Annotated in this window: 24 protein-coding genes; 12 read left to right on the top strand and 12 right to left on the bottom strand. The window is 40.7% G+C overall.

Translation table 11 applies throughout. The features are described from left to right. Positions 1-8: 8 nt before the first annotated feature. Genes ACSQ7D_RS07240 through ACSQ7D_RS07210 form a run of 7 tightly spaced genes read right to left on the bottom strand, consistent with a single transcriptional unit; the run spans position 9 to position 5623 of the window. Positions 9-2087 carry a TonB-dependent receptor plug domain-containing protein gene (locus ACSQ7D_RS07240; protein ID WP_437135776.1) on the bottom strand — a complete coding sequence of 693 codons (2079 nt, stop codon included), beginning with the start codon at positions 2085-2087 and terminating at the stop codon, positions 9-11. Then, the gene (locus ACSQ7D_RS07235; RefSeq protein ID WP_437135775.1) at positions 2084-2395 is read right to left on the bottom strand and encodes a type II toxin-antitoxin system RelE/ParE family toxin; all 312 of its coding nucleotides are present in this window, start codon (positions 2393-2395) and stop codon (positions 2084-2086) included. Before ACSQ7D_RS07235 ends, ACSQ7D_RS07240 begins: the two co-directional genes overlap by 4 nt. Continuing rightward, on the bottom strand, positions 2383-2598 hold the full coding sequence (locus ACSQ7D_RS07230) for a hypothetical protein (RefSeq protein ID WP_016479107.1): 216 nt from the start codon (positions 2596-2598) through the stop codon (positions 2383-2385). The genes ACSQ7D_RS07235 and ACSQ7D_RS07230 overlap by 13 nt, the downstream gene beginning before the upstream one ends. A 46-nt stretch (positions 2599-2644) precedes the next feature. Next, positions 2645-3571 carry a Dyp-type peroxidase gene (locus ACSQ7D_RS07225; RefSeq protein WP_437135774.1) on the bottom strand — a complete coding sequence of 309 codons (927 nt, stop codon included), beginning with the start codon at positions 3569-3571 and terminating at the stop codon, positions 2645-2647. A 14-nt stretch (positions 3572-3585) separates the two neighbouring features. Further along, positions 3586-3810, bottom strand: a complete 225-nt coding sequence (locus ACSQ7D_RS07220) for a hypothetical protein (protein ID WP_437135773.1) — start codon at positions 3808-3810, stop codon at positions 3586-3588. A 32-nt stretch (positions 3811-3842) separates the two neighbouring features. Further along, entirely contained in the window at positions 3843-5114 is a 1272-nt protein-coding gene (locus tag ACSQ7D_RS07215) for an adenylosuccinate synthase (RefSeq protein ID WP_437135772.1), read from the bottom strand. 11 nt (positions 5115-5125) lie between these two features. Next, entirely contained in the window at positions 5126-5623 is a 498-nt protein-coding gene (locus ACSQ7D_RS07210) for a Fur family transcriptional regulator (protein ID WP_437135771.1), read from the bottom strand. Positions 5624-6479: 856 nt separating this feature from the next. Between ACSQ7D_RS07210 and ACSQ7D_RS07205 the strand changes: the two genes are divergently transcribed. The 7 genes from ACSQ7D_RS07205 (at position 6480) to ACSQ7D_RS07175 (ending at position 15341) form a co-directional block, all read left to right on the top strand. After that, positions 6480-7553 carry a PCMD domain-containing protein gene (locus tag ACSQ7D_RS07205; RefSeq protein ID WP_437135770.1) on the top strand — a complete coding sequence of 358 codons (1074 nt, stop codon included), beginning with the start codon at positions 6480-6482 and terminating at the stop codon, positions 7551-7553. Continuing rightward, positions 7546-8328, top strand: a complete 783-nt coding sequence (locus ACSQ7D_RS07200; RefSeq protein ID WP_437135769.1) for a porin family protein — start codon at positions 7546-7548, stop codon at positions 8326-8328. Before ACSQ7D_RS07205 ends, ACSQ7D_RS07200 begins: the two co-directional genes overlap by 8 nt. Positions 8329-8363: 35 nt before the next feature. Further along, positions 8364-8927 carry a helix-turn-helix domain-containing protein gene (locus tag ACSQ7D_RS07195; protein ID WP_437135768.1) on the top strand — a complete coding sequence of 188 codons (564 nt, stop codon included), beginning with the start codon at positions 8364-8366 and terminating at the stop codon, positions 8925-8927. Between the two features lie 98 nt (positions 8928-9025). Continuing rightward, positions 9026-11680, top strand: coding sequence for a heavy metal translocating P-type ATPase (locus tag ACSQ7D_RS07190; RefSeq protein ID WP_437135767.1), 2655 nt, complete (start codon positions 9026-9028; stop codon positions 11678-11680). A 195-nt stretch (positions 11681-11875) separates the two neighbouring features. Next, positions 11876-12550, top strand: coding sequence for a succinate dehydrogenase cytochrome b subunit (locus tag ACSQ7D_RS07185; RefSeq protein WP_437135766.1), 675 nt, complete (start codon positions 11876-11878; stop codon positions 12548-12550). Positions 12551-12554: 4 nt separating this feature from the next. Then, on the top strand, positions 12555-14582 hold the full coding sequence (locus ACSQ7D_RS07180; RefSeq protein WP_002673221.1) for a fumarate reductase/succinate dehydrogenase flavoprotein subunit: 2028 nt from the start codon (positions 12555-12557) through the stop codon (positions 14580-14582). A gap of 6 nt (positions 14583-14588) precedes the next feature. Then, positions 14589-15341 (top strand): succinate dehydrogenase/fumarate reductase iron-sulfur subunit, encoded by a 753-nt coding sequence (locus ACSQ7D_RS07175; protein WP_002673219.1) that lies wholly within the window; start codon positions 14589-14591, stop codon positions 15339-15341. A gap of 68 nt (positions 15342-15409) precedes the next feature. Here the strand turns inward: ACSQ7D_RS07175 and ACSQ7D_RS07170 are convergent, their stop codons facing one another. Then, on the bottom strand, positions 15410-16015 hold the full coding sequence (locus ACSQ7D_RS07170) for a DUF4254 domain-containing protein (protein WP_437135765.1): 606 nt from the start codon (positions 16013-16015) through the stop codon (positions 15410-15412). Between the two features lie 85 nt (positions 16016-16100). On the opposite strand from ACSQ7D_RS07170, the gene ACSQ7D_RS07165 reads away from it, so the two are divergent. From ACSQ7D_RS07165 to ACSQ7D_RS07145, 5 genes are read left to right on the top strand one after another with little or no spacing between them, the layout of a single operon-like run. Continuing rightward, the gene (locus ACSQ7D_RS07165; RefSeq protein WP_437135764.1) at positions 16101-16655 is read left to right on the top strand and encodes a glutathione peroxidase; all 555 of its coding nucleotides are present in this window, start codon (positions 16101-16103) and stop codon (positions 16653-16655) included. A gap of 20 nt (positions 16656-16675) precedes the next feature. Next, positions 16676-17596 (top strand): VirK/YbjX family protein, encoded by a 921-nt coding sequence (locus ACSQ7D_RS07160; protein WP_437135763.1) that lies wholly within the window; start codon positions 16676-16678, stop codon positions 17594-17596. Between the two features lie 4 nt (positions 17597-17600). After that, positions 17601-18317 carry a bacillithiol biosynthesis deacetylase BshB1 gene (gene bshB1 / locus ACSQ7D_RS07155; RefSeq protein WP_437135762.1) on the top strand — a complete coding sequence of 239 codons (717 nt, stop codon included), beginning with the start codon at positions 17601-17603 and terminating at the stop codon, positions 18315-18317. A 7-nt stretch (positions 18318-18324) separates the two neighbouring features. Next, the gene (locus ACSQ7D_RS07150; RefSeq protein WP_002673203.1) at positions 18325-18516 is read left to right on the top strand and encodes a hypothetical protein; all 192 of its coding nucleotides are present in this window, start codon (positions 18325-18327) and stop codon (positions 18514-18516) included. Next, a complete protein-coding gene (locus ACSQ7D_RS07145; RefSeq protein ID WP_002673201.1) occupies positions 18516-19067 on the top strand; it encodes an RNA polymerase sigma factor in 552 nt (183 codons plus the stop codon). Before ACSQ7D_RS07150 ends, ACSQ7D_RS07145 begins: the two co-directional genes overlap by 1 nt. A gap of 35 nt (positions 19068-19102) precedes the next feature. Here the strand turns inward: ACSQ7D_RS07145 and ACSQ7D_RS07140 are convergent, their stop codons facing one another. The 4 genes from ACSQ7D_RS07140 to ACSQ7D_RS07125 form a co-directional block, all read right to left on the bottom strand. Continuing rightward, positions 19103-20461: a suppressor of fused domain protein gene (locus ACSQ7D_RS07140; protein WP_437135761.1), complete on the bottom strand. Its 1359-nt coding sequence runs from the start codon at positions 20459-20461 to the stop codon at positions 19103-19105. Between the two features lie 228 nt (positions 20462-20689). Further along, on the bottom strand, positions 20690-21778 hold the full coding sequence (locus ACSQ7D_RS07135; protein ID WP_437135760.1) for a chorismate mutase: 1089 nt from the start codon (positions 21776-21778) through the stop codon (positions 20690-20692). Positions 21779-22041: 263 nt separating this feature from the next. Beyond that, positions 22042-22242 carry a dihydrolipoyllysine-residue succinyltransferase gene (locus ACSQ7D_RS07130; RefSeq protein WP_437135807.1) on the bottom strand — a complete coding sequence of 67 codons (201 nt, stop codon included), beginning with the start codon at positions 22240-22242 and terminating at the stop codon, positions 22042-22044. Further along, on the bottom strand, positions 22169-22429 hold the full coding sequence (locus tag ACSQ7D_RS07125; RefSeq protein ID WP_437135759.1) for a hypothetical protein: 261 nt from the start codon (positions 22427-22429) through the stop codon (positions 22169-22171). Before ACSQ7D_RS07125 ends, ACSQ7D_RS07130 begins: the two co-directional genes overlap by 74 nt. Positions 22430-22491: the final 62 nt, after the last annotated feature.

Genomic DNA, 22491 nt, shown 5'->3' with positions numbered 1-22491 from the left:
GTTAATTGTTAAAATTGTGCTGCAGGAGCGGTATCGTTGTTGAGCTTCTTGTCTACCGAATTGTTCTTTCCTTTGGAGAAATCGTAGCTAACCCCTAATACAAACATATTGCGGTTGTTCTCTATGTAGGTATAACTATGCTGGTTTACCAAACCTTCGTAACTGCTCTTCATCTTGTATTCCGAAGGCATTCCTAACCAAAACACACCACCTTTAAGTGTCCAACTACCTAACTGGTATTCTATAAAAATATCATTGTTATTTTCATAAGTGCTCATAGTGTTGCCGTCTATGTAATAAATAGGAAAGTTGAAACTGTAATCTACCCTCAAATCTTTATAGGTAAAAGTAAGTGATAGGTTGTTGTCAATATAATCATTGCGAGCGCGTAGTCCAGCATCAGTAACCAAAGTCTCACGTGTAGGGGCTATATTAGCTGAAAATACAAATAAATCATTCCTTAATGGTTTAAAAGTACCATCTAATGAAAAACCAAACTCCTCGTGATATTTACTGTTTTCATAAGTGCTGAGTATTCCATTGCGTACAGGGTCTTTGATATAAATATCAGTAATTACTCGTTGGGTGTTTTTGTAGAAGGGTTGAAGGTTAAAATCGGTGTACTCATTGTTGAAAGTATAAGAGAGTCCAGCCCAAAATATATGTTGTGATTTTAGGTAAGGATTTCCTGTCTCCAAGATGTTCGGCGCTTGTTGTGCTATATTGCTACTGAGTTCTGCACTACGCGGACTGCGGGGTACATAGTAACTTGTGAGGCGCAAACTCTGGTTATTAGCTAATTCATAACCCAACACTACTTTTGGCGTAAACACCCATTCGGTAAAAGTATTTTCGGCACTACGGTTGTGGGTGTGGGTGAGCCCAGCACTGGCTCTGTACATAAAATTAGCCTTTTTACCTACAAACTCGGTGTACAAATACTGATTGGTATAGGTAACATCGTAAGCCGAAGTACCTGCCAAGTTACGTAAATCGTTGTCGATAAAAGTACTGCTAATGCGGTAGCCCGAATTGAGTTTGCCTATAGTAAACTGATGAGTATGTGCTACTTCACCTACCCAACCGCGTTGTTTTACTTTCAAATCCATATCATCGTCGTACACATTCTGCTGGGTTGCGGTCTCCCATTCTTTTGAGAGGTTCTCTTTGGTAGTGTTGTAATAACTCCCCACGACGTTCACGCTCAATTCATCACGTTTGCCTAATTTTTTAGAGAAGTATAGGTCTACTTTGGGGCGCAACCAGTGGTCGTGACTTTTACCTGATAATGTGTGATGGATAACCGTTGTACCTTGTGTAAATAGATTTATGCCATTGCTATGTGCAGAGCGATTCAAAAGTTCCATTTCGGCTTTAGCTTGGAAACTATAGTTTTGTGGTACTACTGCGCTATAACGCACCGAAGCGTTGTGCGCATTATAGCTAAACCCTGATTTTGACTGTTGGTCGTTTGCATAACGCACACCCGATAGTTCATAATCGGAATGTTTTTCATAATGTCTGTCATTGTAATTGCGAAACTCCAATTTGTATTCCACTCCCAACGTATGTTTGCCTTTGGTGTAGTTACCATAAGCCGAAGCATCTACAAAACCCGTAGTAAGTGCCGAAAGCGCATCCACCCCTACCGAATACCCCTCTTCAGCCGAACGTGTGATGATATCCACCACTGTATCAGCCCTATTGCTCCAACGCGCAGGCGGAATATCGTAATAGTCTATGCGTGCTACGTTTTGAGGAGCGATACCGCGTATTTGTAGGTCGGTTGCCTCTACACCGTTTACCAATACCAAGAGCGTACCCCTTTTAAGAGTGGCAATCTGGTTGGTTACAGGATTCAGGTGCAGGTTAGGCAAACTGCGCAAGAGGTCTTTGGCATAGCGTGCTTGTGCCACAGCTTTCTTTTCAAAGGTAAAACTCGCCTTATCGGTATACTGTGTTTTGCGCTGTGCTTTTACAATTATCTCATTGAGCACAATCGTATCCAAAGGTGTTTCAGGCACTACTTCTTGCGCTGTAGTGGTCATAAAATAAACTAATAGTAAGCTGGTTAAAAGGAGTTTCATAGTGTTAATCTTTCTAATTTTGTAGGGTCATTTCTATTATCCCAAAAAGAAAGTATTTCAATTCTGTCGGTTATGCGGTAAATAATAGAGAAGTTTTTAAGAACTAATAGACTCCTTATCTTGAAATATGGAGTGCTCAAATAATGCTCTTGTCCAATAAAGGGATTATATATAAGCAAATCCTCACTTTTCTCCACTTCATTCATAATTTTTATAGAATAAGAGTTTGATTTATTATGGTTTGTCCAATAAGACAAAATATCATAATACTGCATTTCTGCTTCTAGTGTCCATTCTAATTTCCACATACTATTTCACGTGCTTTTTTTCTAACTTCAGTATAAGGTTTTAACAATCCATTATTAGCTTGTTCAATACCTCTTTCTATGGAAGTTAATTGTGCTTCAGTGAAATGTGTTTCACTCCTTTCAAAAGAGATTTGTTGTTCCTTGAGCCATTCTTCCACTAAAAGTTGCTCTTCTGTGTTTAAAGGTTGTACTAATATATTCATAGTTTTTTAGGTATATTGTTAAGGATAATTAGTTGTATAGTTCCTTTTATCCTGCAAACTCGTCTAACATATCCAAAGATGGTACAAAGAAAAGTGTTCCTGTTTCGGCAGTGCTGAAATCTAATAGGCGGTCGTAATTGCCAGCGGGATTGCCTATAAACATATTGGTAAGCATCTTTTCTACCGTGCTAAACGTATTGGCATAGCAGATGAAGTAAGTGCCCATTTGGTGACTTACGGGGTCGTGGAAAGGCATATTGTCTCTCACTACTTTCAAATCATCACCTACATTGGCAAGTGCCGAGTGCGCATTGGTAGGCTTGGTATCCTCGTCCATTTCTATGTCCATTTCTTTGCTACGCCCTATTACTTTTTCTTGTTCGCTAACGGGGAGCGCACGCCAAGCGTTCATATCGTGTACGTATTTTTGTACGAATAGGTAGCTTCCTCCTTGGTAATCGGGGTCTTCATCACCCACTACGGCAAACTGTTCGCGTTCTGCGCCACGCGGGTTTTCGGTACCGTCTACAAAACCGATGATAGCGCGTCCGTCCCAATATCTAAAACCTTGTACGTTTACAATACCATTGGCGATGGGTTGCATTACCTCACTAATGGTAGTTGCCATATCGTAAGCCAAGCTGGGGTTGTGCGCGCGGATATGAAAGTGTAAGTCGCCTTCGGTGGCTACAGCAGTGTGTTTACTACCTCTGATGGGCTCAAAATCTTTGAGTTCTTTGGGGAGCGGTTTGGGTAACCCTAAAGTAAGCCACGCCCTATGGCTAATGCCTATCGTTACACTGGCACGACCTTCAGGAAAGCGGTCGGCTACCGAGTTGTTGAGGTTTCCTACCAAACCACATACTTTTGCAAAAGTATTATTAAGCAATGTCTTGTCTATATCTTTTTTAAATGCCCATACCAAAAATATGGTATTGTTATTAGGCAAGTCTGTTACATTCTGATAATTCATTATATTAAGTATTTTTAATTTTTTAGGGATATTTCACGTGCTCTTTTCTTAACTTCAGTATAAGGTCTCAACAATCCGTTATTAGCTTGCTCAATACCTCTTTCTGTGGAAGCTAATTGCCCTTTTGTGAAATAAGTTTTTCTTCTGTTAAAAGAAATCTGTTTTTCCTTGAGCCATTCTTCTACTAATAATTGCTCTTCGGTATGTAAAGGTTGTGTACTATGATGTTCATAGTTCATTCATTTTATAACTTCCTAAATCATCTAATGTTCTACCGAATAATCGTTTGAGTTCTATCAGGCCCCACCGATACTACTTTGATGGGCACTTCGAGTTCTTTCTCTAAGAAACTGATATAATCCAAAAGTTCCTTGGGAAGTTGCTGGTAATTGGTGAGTTTGGTAAGGTCTTGTTGCCAGCCTTTGAGTTCTGTATATATGGGCGTTACGTTCTGTTCTTCTATATTGTAAGGTAAGTGCTTGATTTCTTTTCCTTTATAAAGATATGACGTACATACTTTTAAAGTCTCAAAACCGCTGAGCACATCGGCTTTCATCATTGTAAGTTCGGTAACTCCGTTTACCTGTACAGCGTATTTAAGGGCTACCAAATCAAGCCAACCACAACGGCGACGCCTACCGGTAGTGGCTCCAAATTCGCGACCTACTTGGGTCATTGTTTCGCCCACTTCGTCGAATAGTTCGGTAGGGAAAGGTCCACTGCCCACACGGGTAGTATAAGCCTTAAAGATACCTATTACCTCACCAATACTGCGAGGGGCTACACCTAAGCCTGTACAAGCTCCGGCAGCCGTTGTGTTCGACGAGGTTACAAACGGATAGGTACCAAAATCAATATCCAACATAGAACCTTGTGCTCCTTCGGCAAGTATTTTTTTACCCTTTTTGAGGGCTTGGTATAGGTATTCTTCACTGTCGATAAGCTGAAACTCTTTCAGCACTTTTATCGCTTCAAAAAACTCGGCTTCCAACTCTTGTAGGTTATACTGAATATCCACCTTGTAGTTAGCGAGCATTTCTTCGTGTTTATCGGTGAGGTTACGGTAACGCTCGTTAAAGTCACTGAGCTCTATATCGCCCACGCGCAAGCCGTTACGACCTGTCTTATCCATATAAGTAGGACCTATACCTTTAAGAGTAGAACCTATTTTAGCTTTACCTTTGGAAGCTTCCGAAGCAGCATCTAAGAGGCGGTGGGTAGGCAAGATAAGGTGTGCTTTGCGCGAGATAAGCAAATTCTGTTTTAAATTTACCTCGTAAGGAGCGAGCGCCTCTATTTCTTTTTTGAAAATGATAGGGTCTATCACCACCCCATTGCCTATAATATTTACAGCACCTTTGTGGAAGATTCCCGACGGAATAGTGTGTAACACGTGTTTAATACCTTTAAATTCAAGAGTATGTCCTGCGTTAGGGCCTCCTTGAAAGCGTGCGATAATGTCGTAGTTCTGCGTAAGGACATCTACTATTTTCCCTTTTCCTTCGTCTCCCCACTGAAGACCTAATAATAAATCTACTGCCATTTTTGTTTCTTTTATTTAGTTGCTCTCTCTTCTTCTGGGGCATCTGCTTTGCGTGTACCGTAAAAATAAAGAGAGTGATTGCTAATATTAATGTTAAAAACCTCTTCTATGGTTTTCTGTATTGCTTGAATACGAGGGTCACAAAACTCCACAATCTCACCCGTATCGGTAAGGATTACGTGGTCGTGCTGACGGTCAAAATACGATTTCTCGTAATACGCTTGGTTTTGTCCAAACTGATGTTTGCGCACCAAACCACATTCCAGCAAGAGCTCAATCGTGTTGTAGAGGGTCGCTCTACTCACCCGATATTTTTTCTTTTTCATATTTTCATAGAGCGTCTCTATGTCAAAATGGTCGTTGTATTCGTAAATCTCCTTCACAATCGCATAGCGTTCAGGGGTCTTACGGTGTCCGTTGTCTTCCAAATATTTGGTAAGTACCTTTTTTACAATCTCCAAGTTCTCTTCGGAGGTGTTTTTTTTATCTTTCTCAGCTATATTTTTCATATATTAAATATGTTTTTCAATAAAGGGCAAAAGTACTATTTATTTTTCAGAAAACAAAACACTACTATTATTTTTCAAAGCAAACACACCTCAGTCTCGCTACATTCACCCTCTTAGCATTGCGTTAACTCCTCCTTTGAAGGTAGCCAGCAATAACTGGGAATGTGCACCGCGAGAGGTTTGTCACCTTTTCCAGCTTGTCCCCCTTCGGGGGTTCGGGGGTTTACCGAATAAGAGCCTCGCTACATTCTCCCTTTTAGCATTGCATCAACTCCTCCTTTGAAGGTAGCCAGCAATAGCTGGGTATGTGTAAAGAGAGAGGTTTGTCACCTTTTCCAGCTTGTCCCCCTTCGGGGGTTCGGGGGCTTACCGAATAAGTGCCTCGCTACATTCGCTCTTTTCCATCATACTCCCTCCTATTACCTGTGGCCTAAGGCCTAGTGCCTATTCCTTTTCTTTCGCCTCGAAACCCTTATTTTAACATTTTTATCACCGTTGTATTATATTATTAATCAACTTTTTACATACTCTTTCTATACCAATCGTCCAAGATTCGTATAAGCTTCCTATAAGCTCTCTATAAGCTAACCCCACCCTCCTTAAACCCTTTTTTCACCAAAATCTCTCCCAATCCTCTTCCGAACTCCTCCGTTTCCTTTCGTTCTCTCTAACCTATCCGATTTTTGCCCGACAAGTCTTACCTGTCAAAAAACAATTTTTATCACTACTCATTTGCTAATTTTCTAATTTTCTAATTCTCTCATTTTCTCATTTTCTAATTTCTGGTATTATTGGCATTATTGATATTAAAAAAATATTTCCTACCTTTGCAGTCTAAATTCATTGAACAGCATATATGAAACTTCAAAACATCATCATTACCATAGCCTCGCTATTCACATTGCAAAGCTGTATCAAAAGCGAAGCCCCAAATGCCGAAGCTGATATCCTAACCTGTGAGGTCGACGGCAATCTGCTCATTCGTGAGCCCATAATCCAGAACACTGAGGTAAAACTCTACGTAACCGATTTAGATAAAGTAAAAAACCTCGCCCCTCGCTTCACCCTTACACAAGGGGCAACTATCAGTCCTACCAGTGGTACAGCACGCAATTTTTCTACCCCTCAAACTTATGTGGTAACCTCTGAGGACGGTAATTGGCAGAAAACTTATAAAGTGAGTTGTCTCACTAATGAAATTATCGCTCACTATCACTTCGAAAACGCTCGTATTACTGATGGTTACTACACTTTTTACGATACCTCAGTAAGCGGACAGGAAATCGCTTGGAGTAGCGGAAATGCAGGTTTTAAATTTACCAACAGTAATGCTAAACCCGATGAGTTCCCCACAAGTCAGAGTGAGAGTGGATACAGAGGGAAATGCGTGAAACTCGTAACGCAAAGCACAGGGGTTTTAGGAAAAACTTTTGGTGCTCCTATCGCAGCTGGTAATCTCTTCACAGGAAGTTTTGAAATAGATTTGTTCACCCCTGCAAAATCTACTCATTTCGGGATTCCTTTCAAAAGAAAACCTACTAATCTTTCAGGCTACTACAAATACAAAGCAGGTGAAAAACTTACCGATAAAAACGGCAATGTAATACCTAACCAAAAAGACAAATGTGATATTTATGCAGTGCTCTACGAGGTAACTTCTCAAGTACCTCATTTAGATGGTACTAACATCAAAACACACAATAATATAGTGTTAATGGCACAACTAACCGACAAGAGAGAAACCGATAATTGGGTACAGTTCTCTATTCCTTTTAAAACAATAAAAGGTCGCTCTATCGATACTAAAAAACTAAAAGAAGGAAAGTATAGTCTCGCTATAGTACTTAGTTCCAGTGAAAAAGGTGCTGATTTTACAGCAGCCGTAGGTAGTACTCTTTATGTAGATGAAATGCAATTGTCTTATGAATAATGAAGTTATGAAAAAGAATATCGTTATTGTATGCTTAATGCTATTGAGCTGTTTTTCATATGCGCAAAACGAACGTACTGAAACGCTTGTACAATCAGAAGCTAAAGGTTGGGAATACGAACTAAAAGCTGGCGTAAATATAGGAGGAGCAAGCCCAATACCACTCCCTAAAGAAATACGCAAGATAAAGGGATATAGCCCAAAGTTTAATGGCTCATTTGAAGGAACTGTAACCAAATGGCTTACTCCTAAATGGGGTATCTCAGCTAGCTTACGATTCGAAGAAAAGGGTATGGAAACCGATGCAAATGTAAAGAACTACGGTATGGAGATTATAGAACAAGGTAACCACGTGGCGGGCTATTGGACGGGTGATGTACATACTACTTACAAAAGTTCATTTGTTACCCTGCCCATATCACTGAACTATCACCTTGCTAATCGTTGGAAACTGTGCTTAGGTACATTTGTTTCTTATCGTATGGACGGTAATTTCTCAGGCTATGTAACCGAAGGTTATTTACGAGAAGGTAGTCCTATCGGTGAGAAAGTGAGTTTTACTAACGGACAGATAGCCTCTTATGATTTTAGCAGTCATCTCCGCCATTGGCATTGGGGTACACTGATAGGAGGCTCTTGGCAAGCGTTCAAGCATTTCAATATCAATGCTGAACTCACCTACGGAATAAATGATATCTTTAAAAAGGACTTTAAGACAATTACTTTTGATATGTATCCTATCTATATGAATATAGGTTTTGGGTATCACTTTTAAGCACTTTATAATATCTTAATCCTTAAAGGAAATATATGACAAAGTTATTTGTAAAAAATATGGTCTGCCATCGTTGTATAATAGTACTCGATGAACAGTTAAAAGCATTAGGCTTAACACCACAAAGCATCAATTTAGGTGAAATTACTTTTACACAGGAACTTTCGTCTGATGAGATACAAGCTATCAAACAAGCTCTCTTACCCTTAGGATTTGAGGTGATGAACGATAAGAAAAGCGTTGTTATTGAAAAAATAAAATCTATCATTATCAATTTGATATATAACCAAGACAACAAACTATCGTTTAACCTTTCTGAAATACTCAGCAGTGAATTAGGTCGAGATTACGGGGCTTTATCGCGTTTGTTTTCTGAGGTAGAAGGCAGAACTATTGAAAAATTCTTTATTGCTCAAAAGATTGAGAGAGTAAAGGAACTCTTAGTATATGACGAACTGACGCTTAGTGAAATAGCTTATCAACTCAACTATTCAAGCGTAGCACACTTAAGCAATCAGTTTAAAAAAGTTACAGGACTCACCCCTAGCTTTTTCAAGCAGATAAAAGATAACAAACGTAAGTCTTTAGATGAGGTTTAAAATCTTACAAATTAAATACAAAATTGTGTAATATCCAAGTAGATGTTTTGCTGTATCTTTGCAGCGTAAAACAAATAACTTTTTAACATTTACAATTTATGGAATACAATATAGAAGGTATGGGGTGCACAGGTTGTGCCAATACCATACAAAAAAAGCTCTCTGAAGTAGCAGGCGTAACAGCTGTTACCGTAGATTTCGCTACTAAAAAAGCTACTGTCGAAACTGATAGAGAAATCCCTTTTGAAGCTCTTGAAAAAGCCTTAGAGGGTACTCATTATAGCATTCATCAGGCTTCAAATTCTGAAGGCTCTGGTGTTTTCTATTGTCCTATGCACTGCGAAGGCGATAAAACCTACGATCACCCTGGTGATTGTCCTATATGTGGTATGCACTTGGTAGAACAAGTAGGAGGAGCTCAGCAACAACATCATCACCACGAAGAAACCCCAAAAAAAGCTAAAGGCTCTGGTGTTTTCTATTGTCCTATGCACTGCGAAGGCGATAAAACCTACGACCACCCTGGTGATTGTCCTATATGTGGTATGGATTTAGTAGAGCAAGTAGGAGGAGCTCAACAACATCATCACCACCAAGAGTCTCCCAAAAAAGTTAAAGGCAATGGTGTTTTCTATTGTCCTATGCACTGCGAGGGTGATAAAACCTACGATCACCCCGGTGATTGTCCCGTATGTGGTATGGATTTAGTAGAGCAAGTAAGTACAGAGGCTCCTGAAGGTGAAAGTGCAGAAGACCAAAAACGCAAAAAGTTACGTCGTCATTTTTGGGGTGCTGTAGCCTTTACTCTCCCTATCTTTATCATCGCAATGAGCGGAATGTGGCACAACAATCCGCTGTATGAGCTAATGCCCGTAAGTGCTTGGAACTGGGTGCAGTTTGCGCTCTCCTTACCAGTAGTTTTCTATTTCTGCTGGATATTCTTCGAAAGGGCTTGGCGCAGTATCAAGACCTTGCACTTCAATATGTTTACCCTCATAGGGATAGGTGCTGGCGTAGCTTGGCTTTTCAGTGTAGTAGGACTCTTAGTTCCTGATATGTTCCCTGAACAATTTAAAGAACACGGCTCAGTACACTTGTATTTCGAAGCTGCTACCGTCATTCTCACTTTGGTACTCTTAGGGCAAGTGCTCGAAGCCGATGCCCACAGTCGTACCCAAAGCGCTATCAAAAAACTATTGAACTTAGCGCCTAATGAAGCTACTAAAATTATTCACGGCAAAGAAGTAACCGTCTCTATAGAAGAAGTGAAAAAAGGCGATTTGCTTCGGGTAAAACCTGGGGAGAAAATCCCTGTTGATGGTGTAATTACCGAAGGTAGTGCCAGTATAGACGAAAGTATGATTACGGGCGAACCTATTCCTGCGGAAAAAGAAGTGGGCAATAAGGTATCGGCAGGTACGCTCAACGGTATGCAGTCCTTTGTGATGCAAGCCGAAAAGGTAGGTAGCGATACTCTGCTTTCTCAAATCGTACAGTTGGTACAGCAAGCCAGCAGTAGTAGGGCTCCTATTCAAAATTTAGCCGACAAGATAGCCTCTTACTTTGTACCTATTGTGATAGGGATTTCAGTGCTTACCTTTGTGATATGGTCGGTTTTTGGAGGTGAAAATGCTTACGTATACGCCCTGCTCAATGCCGTAGCAGTATTGATTATTGCTTGTCCTTGTGCACTCGGTTTAGCTACCCCTATGTCGGTAATGGTAGGCGTAGGCAAAGGAGCTCAAAACGGTATCTTGATACGCAATGCTGAAGCCTTAGAAGTGATGAACCGTGTTAATACTTTGGTTGTAGATAAAACGGGTACCCTCACCGAAGGTAAACCCAGTGTGAGTCGTGTGCTCACTTTTGGCGATACTACCGAAAAAGACTTGCTACAAACGCTTTACAGTCTTAACAAGCATAGCGAACACCCGCTTGCCAAAGCTACCAATGCGTATGCTCAAGCACAAGGTATTACTTCCTTATCTTTCACCCACTTTGAAGCTATAGCGGGCAGAGGAGTAAAAGCTACTTTTGAAGGAAAAGATTATTTCTTTGGCAACGAACGTCTAATAAAAGAACTCGATATTGCTTTGCCCGAAGAAGTAAGCACTGCTGTAAAAGCGGAACAGGCGCAAGGAAAGACCGTTTCGCTCGTAGTCGTAGAAAACCAAGTGATAGGGGCAGTCGCCATAACCGATAAAGTAAAAGCTTCTACTGCTGAAGCGATACAAGAGTTGCAAGACTTAGGGGTAGAAATCGTGATGCTCACCGGTGATAATCCGCTTACAGCTGAGGCTGTAGCCAAAGAAATAGGTATCACTCAGTACAAAGCGGGAATGCTTCCTCAAAACAAGCAAGAGGAAGTAGTGCGTTTGCAAGCGGAAGGTAAAATCGTAGCAATGGCAGGCGATGGTATCAACGATGCTCCTGCTTTAGCACAAGCCAATGTGGGTATCGCAATGGGTAACGGAACTGATATTGCGATAGAAAGTGCTAAAATCACTTTGGTAAAAGGCGACTTGAGCGGAATTGTAAAAGCTAAAAAACTCAGCAAAGCGGTGGTGAAAAACATACGCGAAAACCTTTTCTTTGCGTTAGTGTATAACAGCGTAGGTATTCCCGTTGCGGCAGGGGTGCTATACCCTATTTTTGGTATCTTGCTTTCTCCTATGTTGGGTGCTTTAGCAATGAGCTTTAGCTCTGTAAGTGTTATAAGTAATGCTTTAAGATTGAGAAGAACGAAATTATAAAGAATAAAAAAAGCGATACAGAATGTTAATCTCCTCTTAATAAATCAATTTCAGCTACTAACTCTTATTTCCTTCTTTAAACCGAATATAAATTAAGGTTTTTGTACATTTTTTATTGTACAACTGATAAAAATGCCGTACTTTTGTAGCGAAATTGTTTAACGTAATATATACATATATAAAACTATAAAACGAATGGCAGGATTATTTAAAACATCTGTTGCAAGAAAGGTGGCGATGGCTCTCTCGGCACTCTTTCTCATTCTCTTTCTAATCATTCACTTTGCGGTAAACTTCACCTCTGTGATTAGCGAGAGTACTTTCAACGAGCTATCTCATTTTATGGGCACCAATCCTCTTATTCAGTTTGCTATGCAACCTGTATTGCTCGCTGGGGTGTTGTTCCACTTCATTATGGGATTTGTCTTGGAAATCCAAAACAAAAAAGCTCGTGGTAGTGAGGCATATTACAGCTATAATGGGGGTGCTAACTCCACTTGGATGTCTCGTAATATGATTATCACAGGAGTGGTGATTCTTCTCTTCTTAGGGTTGCACCTCTATGATTTTTGGCTAGGCGAAATGAACTACAAGTACATCGAGCAATTACCTCCAAACCCCGACCGCTACTACGAAGAATTAGTAGAGAAATTCCACAACCCTGTGCGTGTGGGTATTTATGTGTTAGCCTTTATCGCTTTGGCTTTGCACTTGCTACACGGCTTTCAATCATCTTTCCAATCTATGGGCTGGAAAGATGATGAGCGCAAAAAGTTTATCAGTTGCGTTGGCAATTGGTATTCTTACATTATCTGTGGAGGCTTTATCTTCATCGCCCTCTTCCATTACATTAAATTTTTAACAGCTTAATCTTATGAGTACATTAGATTCTAAAATTCCTGAAGGTCCTATAGCGGACAAATGGACGAAATATAAAGACCATATCAACCTCGTAAACCCTGCTAACAAGCGTAATATCGATGTGATTGTGGTAGGTACTGGCTTGGCAGGAGGTTCGGCTGCAGCTACCCTCGCTGAATTAGGCTACAACGTGAAAGCATTTGCTTACCAAGATTCTCCTCGTCGTGCACACTCTATCGCTGCTCAAGGGGGTATCAATGCCGCTAAAAACTATATGGGCGATGGCGACTCTATCTATCGCTTGTTCTACGATACTGTAAAAGGGGGCGACTACCGCGCTCGTGAGGCTAACGTATATCGCCTTGCTGAAGTATCTGGCAATATCATCGACCAATGTGTGGCGCAAGGCGTACCTTTCGCTCGTGATTATGGTGGGCTACTTGATAACCGCTCTTTCGGTGGGGTATTGGTTTCTCGTACTTTCTATGCCAAAGGTCAAACAGGACAACAGCTCTTGCTCGGTTGCTATGCCGCGATGAACCGCCAAATCGCTCGTGGTAAAATTGATATGTACAACCGCCACGAAATGCTCGATGTGGTAATCGTAGACGGCAAAGCTCGTGGTATCATCGCTCGTAACCTTGTTACTGGCGAAATTGAACGCCACTCTGCTCACGCTGTAGTTATCGCCTCTGGTGGTTATGGTAACGTATACTTCCTTTCAACCAATGCGATGGGCTCTAACGCCACCGCAGCTTGGAAAATCCACAAAAAAGGTGCTTACTTTGCTAACCCTTGCTTCACTCAAATTCACCCTACTTGTATCCCTCGTTCAGGTGACTATCAGTCTAAATTAACTTTGATGTCTGAATCTTTGCGTAACGACGGACGTATTTGGGTACCTAAGAAAATGGAAGATGCAGTAGCGATACGCGAAAAACGCAAAAAACCTACTGAAATCCCTGAAGAAGACCGCGATTACTACTTGGAGCGCCGTTACCCTGCTTTCGGTAACCTCGTGCCTCGTGACGTAGCTTCACGTGCTGCTAAAGAGCGTTGCGATGCAGGCTATGGTGTAAACGAAACAGGTGAAGCTGTTTATTTGGATTTCTCTTCTGCTATCGAACGTTACGGTAAAGAACAATGTAAAATCCACGGTGTAGAACCTACTAAAGAAGAAGTTACTAAACGTGGTGAAAAAATCGTAGAAGCCAAATACGGTAACCTTTTCCAAATGTACGAAAAGATTGTAGCCGAAAACCCTTATAAAACACCAATGATGATTTATCCTGCTACTCACTACACTATGGGTGGTATTTGGGTAGATTACAACTTGATGACCACTATACCTGGTTGTTATGCTATTGGTGAGGCAAACTTCTCCGACCACGGAGCAAACCGCTTAGGAGCTTCTGCCTTGATGCAAGGTTTAGCTGATGGTTACTTTGTATTACCTTACACTATTGGCGATTACTTATCCGCTGATATCCGTACTGGTAAAATCCCTACTGATACCCCTGAATTTGACGAAGCAGAACGCATCGTAAAAGAGCGTTTAGCTTACTTCATCAACAATAAGGGTACCCACTCTGTAGATTACTTCCACAAGAAACTTGGTAAAGTGATGTGGGATAAAGTAGGTATGGCGCGTAATGCAGAAGGCTTGAAAGAAGCTATAAAAGAAATACGCGAAATACGCGAAGATTTCTGGAAAAACGTAAAAGTACCTGGTGAACTCACTGGTATGAATGTAGAGCTTGAAAAAGCGGGTCGTGTAGCCGACTTCCTTGAACTTGGTGAGTTATTTGCTAAAGATGCTTTAGAGCGTAATGAGTCTTGTGGTGGTCACTTCCGCGAAGAGTATCAAACTCCTGATGGTGAGGCCCTCCGTGACGACAAAAACTATGCTTATGTAGCCGCTTGGCAATACACTGGTAATCCTAAAGAAGTAGTGAATACCTACAACCCTAGTGAAGAGGTAATGCATAAAGAACCTCTTGTATTTAAAGATATTGAACTTAAACAACGTAGTTATAAATAGAAAGATATGGCAACGATGAACCTAACACTCAAAGTGTGGCGACAAAAAAACTCGCAAGAGAAAGGTCGTATGGTAGATTATAAAGTAACCAACATTTCAGACCATATGTCTTTTTTGGAAATGTTGGATGTACTCAACGAACAACTCATTGAAAAAGGAGAAGAACCTGTAGCATTCGACCACGATTGCCGTGAAGGTATTTGCGGTATGTGCTCTCTCTTCATCAATGGGGAAGCTCACGGACCCGACCGTGGGGTAACTACTTGTCAGTTGCATATGCGTATGTTCAAAGATGGTGATACCATCACTATTGAACCTTGGCGCGCTACTGCTTTCCCTGTTATCAAAGACTTGATGGTAGATAGAACTGCTTTTGAGCGCATTCAACAAGCAGGGGGATATATCTCTGTAAATACTTCTGGTAATACCCAAGATGCCAACGCTATTCCTATCCCTAAACGCGATGCCGACCGCTCTATGGACGCTGCGGCTTGTATAGGTTGTGGAGCTTGTGTGGCTACTTGTAAAAACTCTTCGGCTATGCTGTTTGTGGCTGCCAAAGTATCGCAATTTGCCCTCCTTCCTCAAGGTCGTGTAGAGGCTACTGAGCGCGTACTCAATATGGTAAACCAAATGGAACACGAAGGTTTTGGTAACTGTACCAACACTGGTGCCTGCGAAGTAGAATGCCCTAAAGGTATTTCACTTGAAAATATCGCACGCCTCAATCGTGAATATCTCAAAGCAAGCATTCGATAATTAGCAAATTTGGAAATTAGCAAATAAAAAACTGCCTCAGAATAGTTTGGGGCAGTTTTTATTATCTCTTATTTACTTCCTCTCAACACTGGGTTCAACTCATCATCGTTATACATCTTCATTTGTTTATAGACCTTCATATATTTGCGACCAGTGGCTATATCGTCTAAAAGTTGGTTGAGAGCCGTTGAAAGGTCTTTTTTCTGTTCGAGCAGTACATTCAGTTTTTCTTGACATTTAGCGCGATGTTCAGGGGTAGCATCGAGGCGGTTTACTTCTTCCTCCATATGGTAAATTTTCAGTGCTAAAATAGAAAGCCTATCCACTGCCCACGCAGGACTTTCAGTATTGATAGTAGCCTCAGGAAGTGGTTTCACCTCCTTATACAAGTCTAAAAAATAGCTATCTATATACTCTACCATATCAGTGCGATCTTGGTTAGAAGCGTCGATTTTGCGCTTGAGGTCAAGGGCAGCCACTGGGTCGATATGTGGGTCGCGAATAATATCCTCGTAATGCCATTGCACGGTGTCAATCCAATTTTTGCGATAAAGCAAGTGATTGAGCAAGTCGGTTGATGGATAAGGGTTTGTAAAAGACTGATATACATCGTCGGCAATGTGGTATTGCGCAATACTTTCTTCAAATATTTTAAAAGCTTTTTCTGAAAACATAGTCATTAATTTTTGGGCAAATATAAAGTTTTTCTTTAATAAATCAAACCTTTTATGTAACTTTGCCACAAATTTTAATTTTTCTATGAAACACTTCATTTTTATCATCACTTTATTCACCCTCATTATGGAAAACCTACAAGCACAAAACAACGCTGATAATCAAACTATTTATCAGTTTACTGTAGAAGATATCAATGGCAAACCCTTTGCCCTTGCCGACCTCAAAGGCAAGAAAGTAATAATTGTTAATACTGCCTCAAAATGTGGTCTCACCCCTCAATACAAAGAACTCGAAGCACTTTATCAGCAGTATAAGAAAAAGGACTTTATCATTATAGGATTCCCCGCTAATAATTTCTTAGGACAAGAACCGGGTAGTAATGAACAAATCGCTTCATTTTGCAGTATCAACTATGGAGTAACATTCCCGATGATGAGCAAAATATCGGTAAAAGGAAAGAATATGCACCCTCTATATCAGTTTCTTACCCAGAAAGCGAAAAACGGTGTAGAAGATTCTAAAGTAAAATGGAACTTCCAAAAATATCTCATTGGCAGAGATGGCAAGTTAGAAAAAGTAATCGACCCTAAAACCTTACCTTCTAGCGATGAAGTGAAACAATGGATTGAAAAATAATCAAATAGAATCGAGAATTAATGACGACAAGAGAACTACTACACGATGCTTTAGCTTTGACAGAACATAGTTTTGCCAACGAAAATCCCAAATACATCAAAAAACAAAAGAACAAGATACTCTTCCACACCTTGTTAAACATTCCATTTGCTAAAAAATGGTTTAGTTTGATACAATCGGAGGAGTATAAGTGGGTGCTTTCACACCGTTCACGTATTTATTTTAAGCCTTTTAGGGTGTATATGTCTACCAAATGGGGCAAGAAAGAACGAACTAAAGCCTTGCTGAGTTGTTATGCTTTTATCAAGCAACAGCCTTTTTTGACGCGTGTTATCCAAGAAGAAAAGCCTATCAAATTGGCTGAGTTCACAATGAAATACAACAGCGAAAAGGGACAAATATACCTCGGATACAATGAACGTTTCCGCAAAGAGGGGGAATTGGTGGTCTCGTTGCATTGTGATAGTTATCAGGAGGCTATCTGTGAAGCTTCTTTTGTGATTGACAAAGAAAATGAGGGATGGGTATGTCGTATAGGCTGTGTACAAGGCAACAAAAGTGCCGAAACTGAGAATGCTATCAAGGAATTACAAAAACAGATGTATGCTCTTCGTCCTAAAGCCCTGATGATATTTATCATTCAGGAACTTAGCAGGCAATTAGGCTGCACCGCTTTGTATGGCGTAGGCAGTAAAATTCAGGCACATAACAAAAAACACTTTATTCATATAGAATGGTTGCACAAACTCAGTTTTAGTTATGACACATTGTGGAAAGAAGCCGATGGCACTCCCGATAAAGATGGGTGGTTCAAGCTTCCTATTGAAATGCACCGCAAACCAATGGAAGAAATCAAATCGAGCAAGCGGTCGCTCTACCGCTATAGGTATGAGATGTTAGACAAAATTGCAACAGAAATAAAAGAGACAATTAAGAAATAACAAGATGAAATTAGATATATTAGCTTTTGGGGCACACCCCGATGATGTAGAATTAGGGGCTGCAGGCACCATTGCCAAAGAGATTAGCTTAGGCAGAAGTGTGGGCATTATCGACCTGACTCAAGGGGAATTGGGCACACGTGGCAGTGCTGAAATACGCCACCAAGAGGCAACCAAAGCCAAAGAGCTATTAGGGGTAAGTATACGCGAAAATTTAAAATTCCGTGATGGTTTTTTCATAAATAACGAAGCTCATCAAATGGAGATTATTAAAAAAATACGTCAATATCAGCCCGAGATAGTGCTTTGCAATGCTATAGACGACCGTCATATCGACCACGGCAAAGGTAGCAAACTCGTGAGCGATGCTTGTTTTCTCAGCGGTTTGCGACGCATCGAAACTACTCTCGACGGTGTAGCACAAACGGCTTGGCGTCCTAAAGTAGTGTATCACTACATTCAGTGGAAGAATATAGCCCCTGATTTTGTGGTAGATATCACAGGATTTATGGAAGCCAAAGTGAATGCTGTGTTGGCTTACAGCTCTCAGTTTTACGACAGTAATAGCAATGAGCCCACTACTCCAATTTCTGACAAGAACTTTTTAGATAGCGTTACTTACAGAGCACGCGATTTGGGTAGGCTAATTGGTACAGATTTTGCGGAAGGTTTTACGTGTGAGAGAGTTCCCGCCGTGGAATCTCTTTTTAATCTTAAATAACTGAAAAATGAAATTAATATTATTAACTATTGGTATATTACTGCTATGTGTAGCAGGTATGGCAATTAAGATTTGGGGTAAAAAAGGCGGTAAATTTGCTGGCACTTGTGCGAGCCAAAATCCACATTTAAACCCTGAAGGGGAACCTTGTAGTTTCTGCGGTCGCTTACCCGACGAACAAGAGTGCAGAAATAAATAATGGCTGAAGCACTTGCTGAAAATATAGTCGCTGCAAAAGCAGGTAAACAACGAGCTTTTAGTTGGTTGTTAGACGAGTTTTGGACTGATGTGTACAACTTTCAGCTCAAGCGTGTGAATGATGAAGTTGAAGCAGAGGATATTAGCATACAAACATTTGCTAAAGCATTCGACAAGCTCCATACTTACGACGAGCGATACTCTTTCCGCACTTGGTTAATTGCTATTTCTAAAAATATTCACATAGATAACCTGAGAAAGCAAAATGAGTCGCTATTGCACTTAGATCGAGAGGAAAAGCAATCTAAAACGCTGATAGATGAGACCCCCATCATAGAGGATAGCCTCATTATGGAACAGCAGTTCGACTACTTGTTAAAGAGTATAAAACAACTAAAAGAGCCTTACCGAACGGCAATACAACTGCGCTATTTGCACGAAAAAAGCTATAAAGAGATTGCCGAAGAGATGCAATCACCGATGAGCAGTGTGAAGATTACCCTGCTAAGAGCTAAGAAAATGCTGGCAGAGATATTAAAGAAAAACAGATGAGACCTTTATGTTTCATCTGTTTTTTTATACTTGTTTTATAAAGCTACATTCTTGCGGTGGATATCTATGACTTCGGAGATTTGGTATTCATCAAAAAGACTGAGAAGCTCGTCAACCCCTTCTTCTAATTTTAAATCCATTTCTTCTGGATAAATAGGCAAAATACAATAGAAATTGATAATCGTACCATCTTTAGTGTGTAACTTTAAGAAGTCCTGTGGTGCCGATAAGTAAGGGGGCATCAGCAGGATACAACCGAAATCAGTATTAGCAATAGGTTCAGCATCAGGACCGTTGGGGATAGTGTGTCCTTCAGCCATCCACGTTTTGTACTGATGCGGGAAACGCGCTATCATCTTCAGGAAGTACACAGGCCAATAGTTATCGTCGTCTTTAAAAGCTTCATCGCTGATAGGCCAATCGGCGGGGAGGTAGACCATCAGCTCAGCGTGGCTGTAGTCGTTCGGGTCATCTAAGCCTTCGGGTAAGTACATAGGGTAATCGCTCATACCGGTCGTAAAGAGTACGTTGTAAGGCGTTTCGGGGGTAGGTTTAATCCAATGTACATCTATATGCACATATTCTGAGACGATTTCGTGGAATACGCTGTCTATTTTGCCGATATATTTTTCAAAATGGTCGCAAATTTCGTCCATATACACACAGGTGCGGTCAGGCAATACAAAATTGCTTCTGTCTTTTTCTGAATAGTTATAAACGTTCGAGCCTCCTTCCGATACATAATCGGGGGTAGGAGCGAAGATATTAGGCAAATCGTTTTCTTCGTCATAAGAAACGGCTTCAATGAGCGAGTGCATCTCGTTGTCGTAGTATACGATTCCCTTTTCAATATCATCAGTAAGGAATTCTAGCCAATCTTCCATAGAGTCGTGGTGCAAATCCATAAAAGAGTCTTCTATAGAATCCAACACCAAATCTATTTCTCCTATCTGACCTATCACGCCTTCTTCATCGGGATCGAGGTCTATGAACATAAAGCGCGCCCCATTGGAGAGGAACGGGATCCATTTAGGATTATAAAATTGGTTTTTTATTACCTTATCCCAGCACATATCAATCGCTTCTTCTTCATCAAAGCGGAGTGACTGCCAATTAGGCATACTCTCCAATTGCTCAAGCCAGTGTTCTTGGGTGCGTTTGATTTCTTCTAAGGGGATAAAGCGCAAACCATTAAGGAAGAATACATCGTTTTCGCCTTCTTTTTGTCCGTTGAAAGTCTGGTATAACTTTCTCACCTCAGAAGGCAAAGTAATACCCATTTCCTCCTCAAATACCGCTATTTGGGTATCCGAAACACCTTTGTTGAGACTTGCAATAAGAGGAGTTGCTTGTTCAAGTATTACGTCTAAAAAACGTTTGACAGTTTTTTCCATAGTCATTTTATACAATAGTTTTTCGCAACAAATGTACGACTTTTCTATTAAAAAACAAATATCATTTTATATTTTTTCGTTTCTCTTTCTAAATATTAAAAATATAGCATATCTTTATGTCATATTTTAATTAAACAAAAGACGTATGGACACTGGAGTCACATCGGTTTTGAGCTATTTTGGCTTACTGTCTTTTTTTCGGTAAGAAAGGTCAGAAAAGTCTATCAATCACTTTTCACTCTTTACCACTCTCTCCTGGCGGTTGATAGATTCTTGGTGAATAGTCTTAAATACCTGAATCACTAAATCCTCACTTAGGTTGCGTTGTTCGCCTTCTGATATCATTTTGCCAAGAATTTCGTGCCAACGTTGGTTTTGCAAAATCGCTACATTATTCGCTTTTTTCAGCATTCCTATCTCATCGGCTACCTCCATACGTCTTTTGAGTAAATCCAATAATTTGTTGTCCAGTATATCAATGCGCGAACGTAAATTACTTAACTGACTCACATAGTCTTCTTCAGCTACCGAAGCCTCGCGAATGCGCAAATCTCTCATTATTTGTATGAGGCGTTCAGGGGTAATCTGTTGTGCTGCATCACTCCACGCAGCATCAGGGGTACAGTGCGTTTCAATCATTAAGCCATCGAAGTTTAAGTCGAGAGCCGTTTGCGATACATCAAAAATCATATCGCGTTTGCCGGTGATATGCGAAGGGTCGCAAATAAGTGGCAAGTCAGGGAACTTGTTTTGCAGTTCAATTACCAATTGCCATTCAGGAATATTGCGGTATTTGGTCTTTTCGTAAGTAGAAAATCCGCGATGTATCACCCCCAAGTTTTTGATGCCTGCGCGTTGTAATCGTTCCAAAGCACCTATCCATAACGGAAGATCGGGATTTACAGGATTTTTTACCAAGATAATCTTATCAGTGCCTTCTAGCTCATCGGCTATTTCTTGAATAATAAACGGACTCACAGTAGAGCGCGCTCCTATCCACAACATATCAATATCGTGCTCCAAGGCAAGCTTCACGTGGTCTTTATTGGCTACTTCGGTAGCCGTTTTGAGTCCCGTTTCTTTTTTTACCCGTTGTAGCCATTTGAGCCCTAACGCTCCTACACCTTCAAACATACCTGGGCGGGTACGAGGTTTCCAAATACCTGCACGGAAGAAAGATACATCAGTATCTTTTAGGCTATGTGCTATTTTCAGCACTTGTTCTTCAGTCTCAGCACTGCAAGGTCCAGCAATTACTACGGGGTGGTTAAGGTGTAAATCATCGAGCCACTGTCTATTTTCTTTGGTTATTTCCATTCTATGGGTCTTATTCTTTTAGTTGTCAAAGGGCAAAGATACAAAAAACTAAAGAATAAGTAATGAAAAACCAAAAAACTCTACATTATCAACTGATAAATCAGCAAAAAAGTAAAATATACCCATTTTCAAATCTTTAACAATTATCTTTATAATCTCTTGCCTTTGCCTTAGTTTTCTCTTACCTTCGTTCACTCTTGATTTGTCTGTGTAGCTCGTACTCTCATTTCCTAATTTTCAAATTTCCTAATTTGCTAATTTTTCTACCTGCCCGTGCGACTCGCACCTTTGGCAAAGTTGAAATCCACTAATAACCTTCTTTTTATCTCTACCTTAGCTTCAACTTTCCTTTGCCTTAGGTTCGTTATTCCTTCGTTCATCGTTCGTCTTTTATTCGTTGTAGAGCCACTGTAGAGCCACTGTAGAGCCACTGTAGAGCCACTGTAGACCCACTGTAGACCCACTGTAGAGCCACTGTAGAGCCACTGTAGAGCCACTGTAGAGCCACTGTAGAGCCACTGTAGAGCCACTGTAGAGCCACTGTAGAGCTACTGTAGAGCCACTGTAGAGCCACTGTAGAGCCACTGTAGAGCCACTGTAGAGCCACTGTAGAGCCACTGTAGAGCCACTGTAGAGCCACTGTAAAACCACCCTTTGTTCGTATTATCGTCGTTGTAGTTTCTTCTCAGCGAGAGGGGATAAGGAGGGTAGGT

It is taken from the genome of Capnocytophaga sp. G1920, from assembly GCF_051417515.1.
This window is presented reverse-complemented; position numbering and strand designations above follow the sequence as displayed.

Bases quoted from the DNA above. Each gene is read 5' to 3' on its own strand.
- ACSQ7D_RS07240 (WP_437135776.1), bottom strand. From the start codon at position 2,087: ATGAAACTCCTTTTAACCAGCTTACTATTAGTTTATTTTATGACCACT.
- ACSQ7D_RS07235 (WP_437135775.1), bottom strand. From the start codon at position 2,395: ATGTGGAAATTAGAATGGACACTAGAAGCAGAAATGCAGTATTATGAT.
- ACSQ7D_RS07230 (WP_016479107.1), bottom strand. From the start codon at position 2,598: ATGAATATATTAGTACAACCTTTAAACACAGAAGAGCAACTTTTAGTG.
- ACSQ7D_RS07225 (WP_437135774.1), bottom strand. From the start codon at position 3,571: ATGAATTATCAGAATGTAACAGACTTGCCTAATAACAATACCATATTT.
- ACSQ7D_RS07220 (WP_437135773.1), bottom strand. From the start codon at position 3,810: ATGAACTATGAACATCATAGTACACAACCTTTACATACCGAAGAGCAA.
- ACSQ7D_RS07215 (WP_437135772.1), bottom strand. From the start codon at position 5,114: ATGGCAGTAGATTTATTATTAGGTCTTCAGTGGGGAGACGAAGGAAAA.
- ACSQ7D_RS07210 (WP_437135771.1), bottom strand. From the start codon at position 5,623: ATGAAAAATATAGCTGAGAAAGATAAAAAAAACACCTCCGAAGAGAAC.
- ACSQ7D_RS07205 (WP_437135770.1), top strand. From the start codon at position 6,480: ATGAAACTTCAAAACATCATCATTACCATAGCCTCGCTATTCACATTG.
- ACSQ7D_RS07200 (WP_437135769.1), top strand. From the start codon at position 7,546: ATGAATAATGAAGTTATGAAAAAGAATATCGTTATTGTATGCTTAATG.
- ACSQ7D_RS07195 (WP_437135768.1), top strand. From the start codon at position 8,364: ATGACAAAGTTATTTGTAAAAAATATGGTCTGCCATCGTTGTATAATA.
- ACSQ7D_RS07190 (WP_437135767.1), top strand. From the start codon at position 9,026: ATGGAATACAATATAGAAGGTATGGGGTGCACAGGTTGTGCCAATACC.
- ACSQ7D_RS07185 (WP_437135766.1), top strand. From the start codon at position 11,876: ATGGCAGGATTATTTAAAACATCTGTTGCAAGAAAGGTGGCGATGGCT.
- ACSQ7D_RS07180 (WP_002673221.1), top strand. From the start codon at position 12,555: ATGAGTACATTAGATTCTAAAATTCCTGAAGGTCCTATAGCGGACAAA.
- ACSQ7D_RS07175 (WP_002673219.1), top strand. From the start codon at position 14,589: ATGGCAACGATGAACCTAACACTCAAAGTGTGGCGACAAAAAAACTCG.
- ACSQ7D_RS07170 (WP_437135765.1), bottom strand. From the start codon at position 16,015: ATGTTTTCAGAAAAAGCTTTTAAAATATTTGAAGAAAGTATTGCGCAA.
- ACSQ7D_RS07165 (WP_437135764.1), top strand. From the start codon at position 16,101: ATGAAACACTTCATTTTTATCATCACTTTATTCACCCTCATTATGGAA.
- ACSQ7D_RS07160 (WP_437135763.1), top strand. From the start codon at position 16,676: ATGACGACAAGAGAACTACTACACGATGCTTTAGCTTTGACAGAACAT.
- bshB1 (WP_437135762.1), top strand. From the start codon at position 17,601: ATGAAATTAGATATATTAGCTTTTGGGGCACACCCCGATGATGTAGAA.
- ACSQ7D_RS07150 (WP_002673203.1), top strand. From the start codon at position 18,325: ATGAAATTAATATTATTAACTATTGGTATATTACTGCTATGTGTAGCA.
- ACSQ7D_RS07145 (WP_002673201.1), top strand. From the start codon at position 18,516: ATGGCTGAAGCACTTGCTGAAAATATAGTCGCTGCAAAAGCAGGTAAA.
- ACSQ7D_RS07140 (WP_437135761.1), bottom strand. From the start codon at position 20,461: ATGGAAAAAACTGTCAAACGTTTTTTAGACGTAATACTTGAACAAGCA.
- ACSQ7D_RS07135 (WP_437135760.1), bottom strand. From the start codon at position 21,778: ATGGAAATAACCAAAGAAAATAGACAGTGGCTCGATGATTTACACCTT.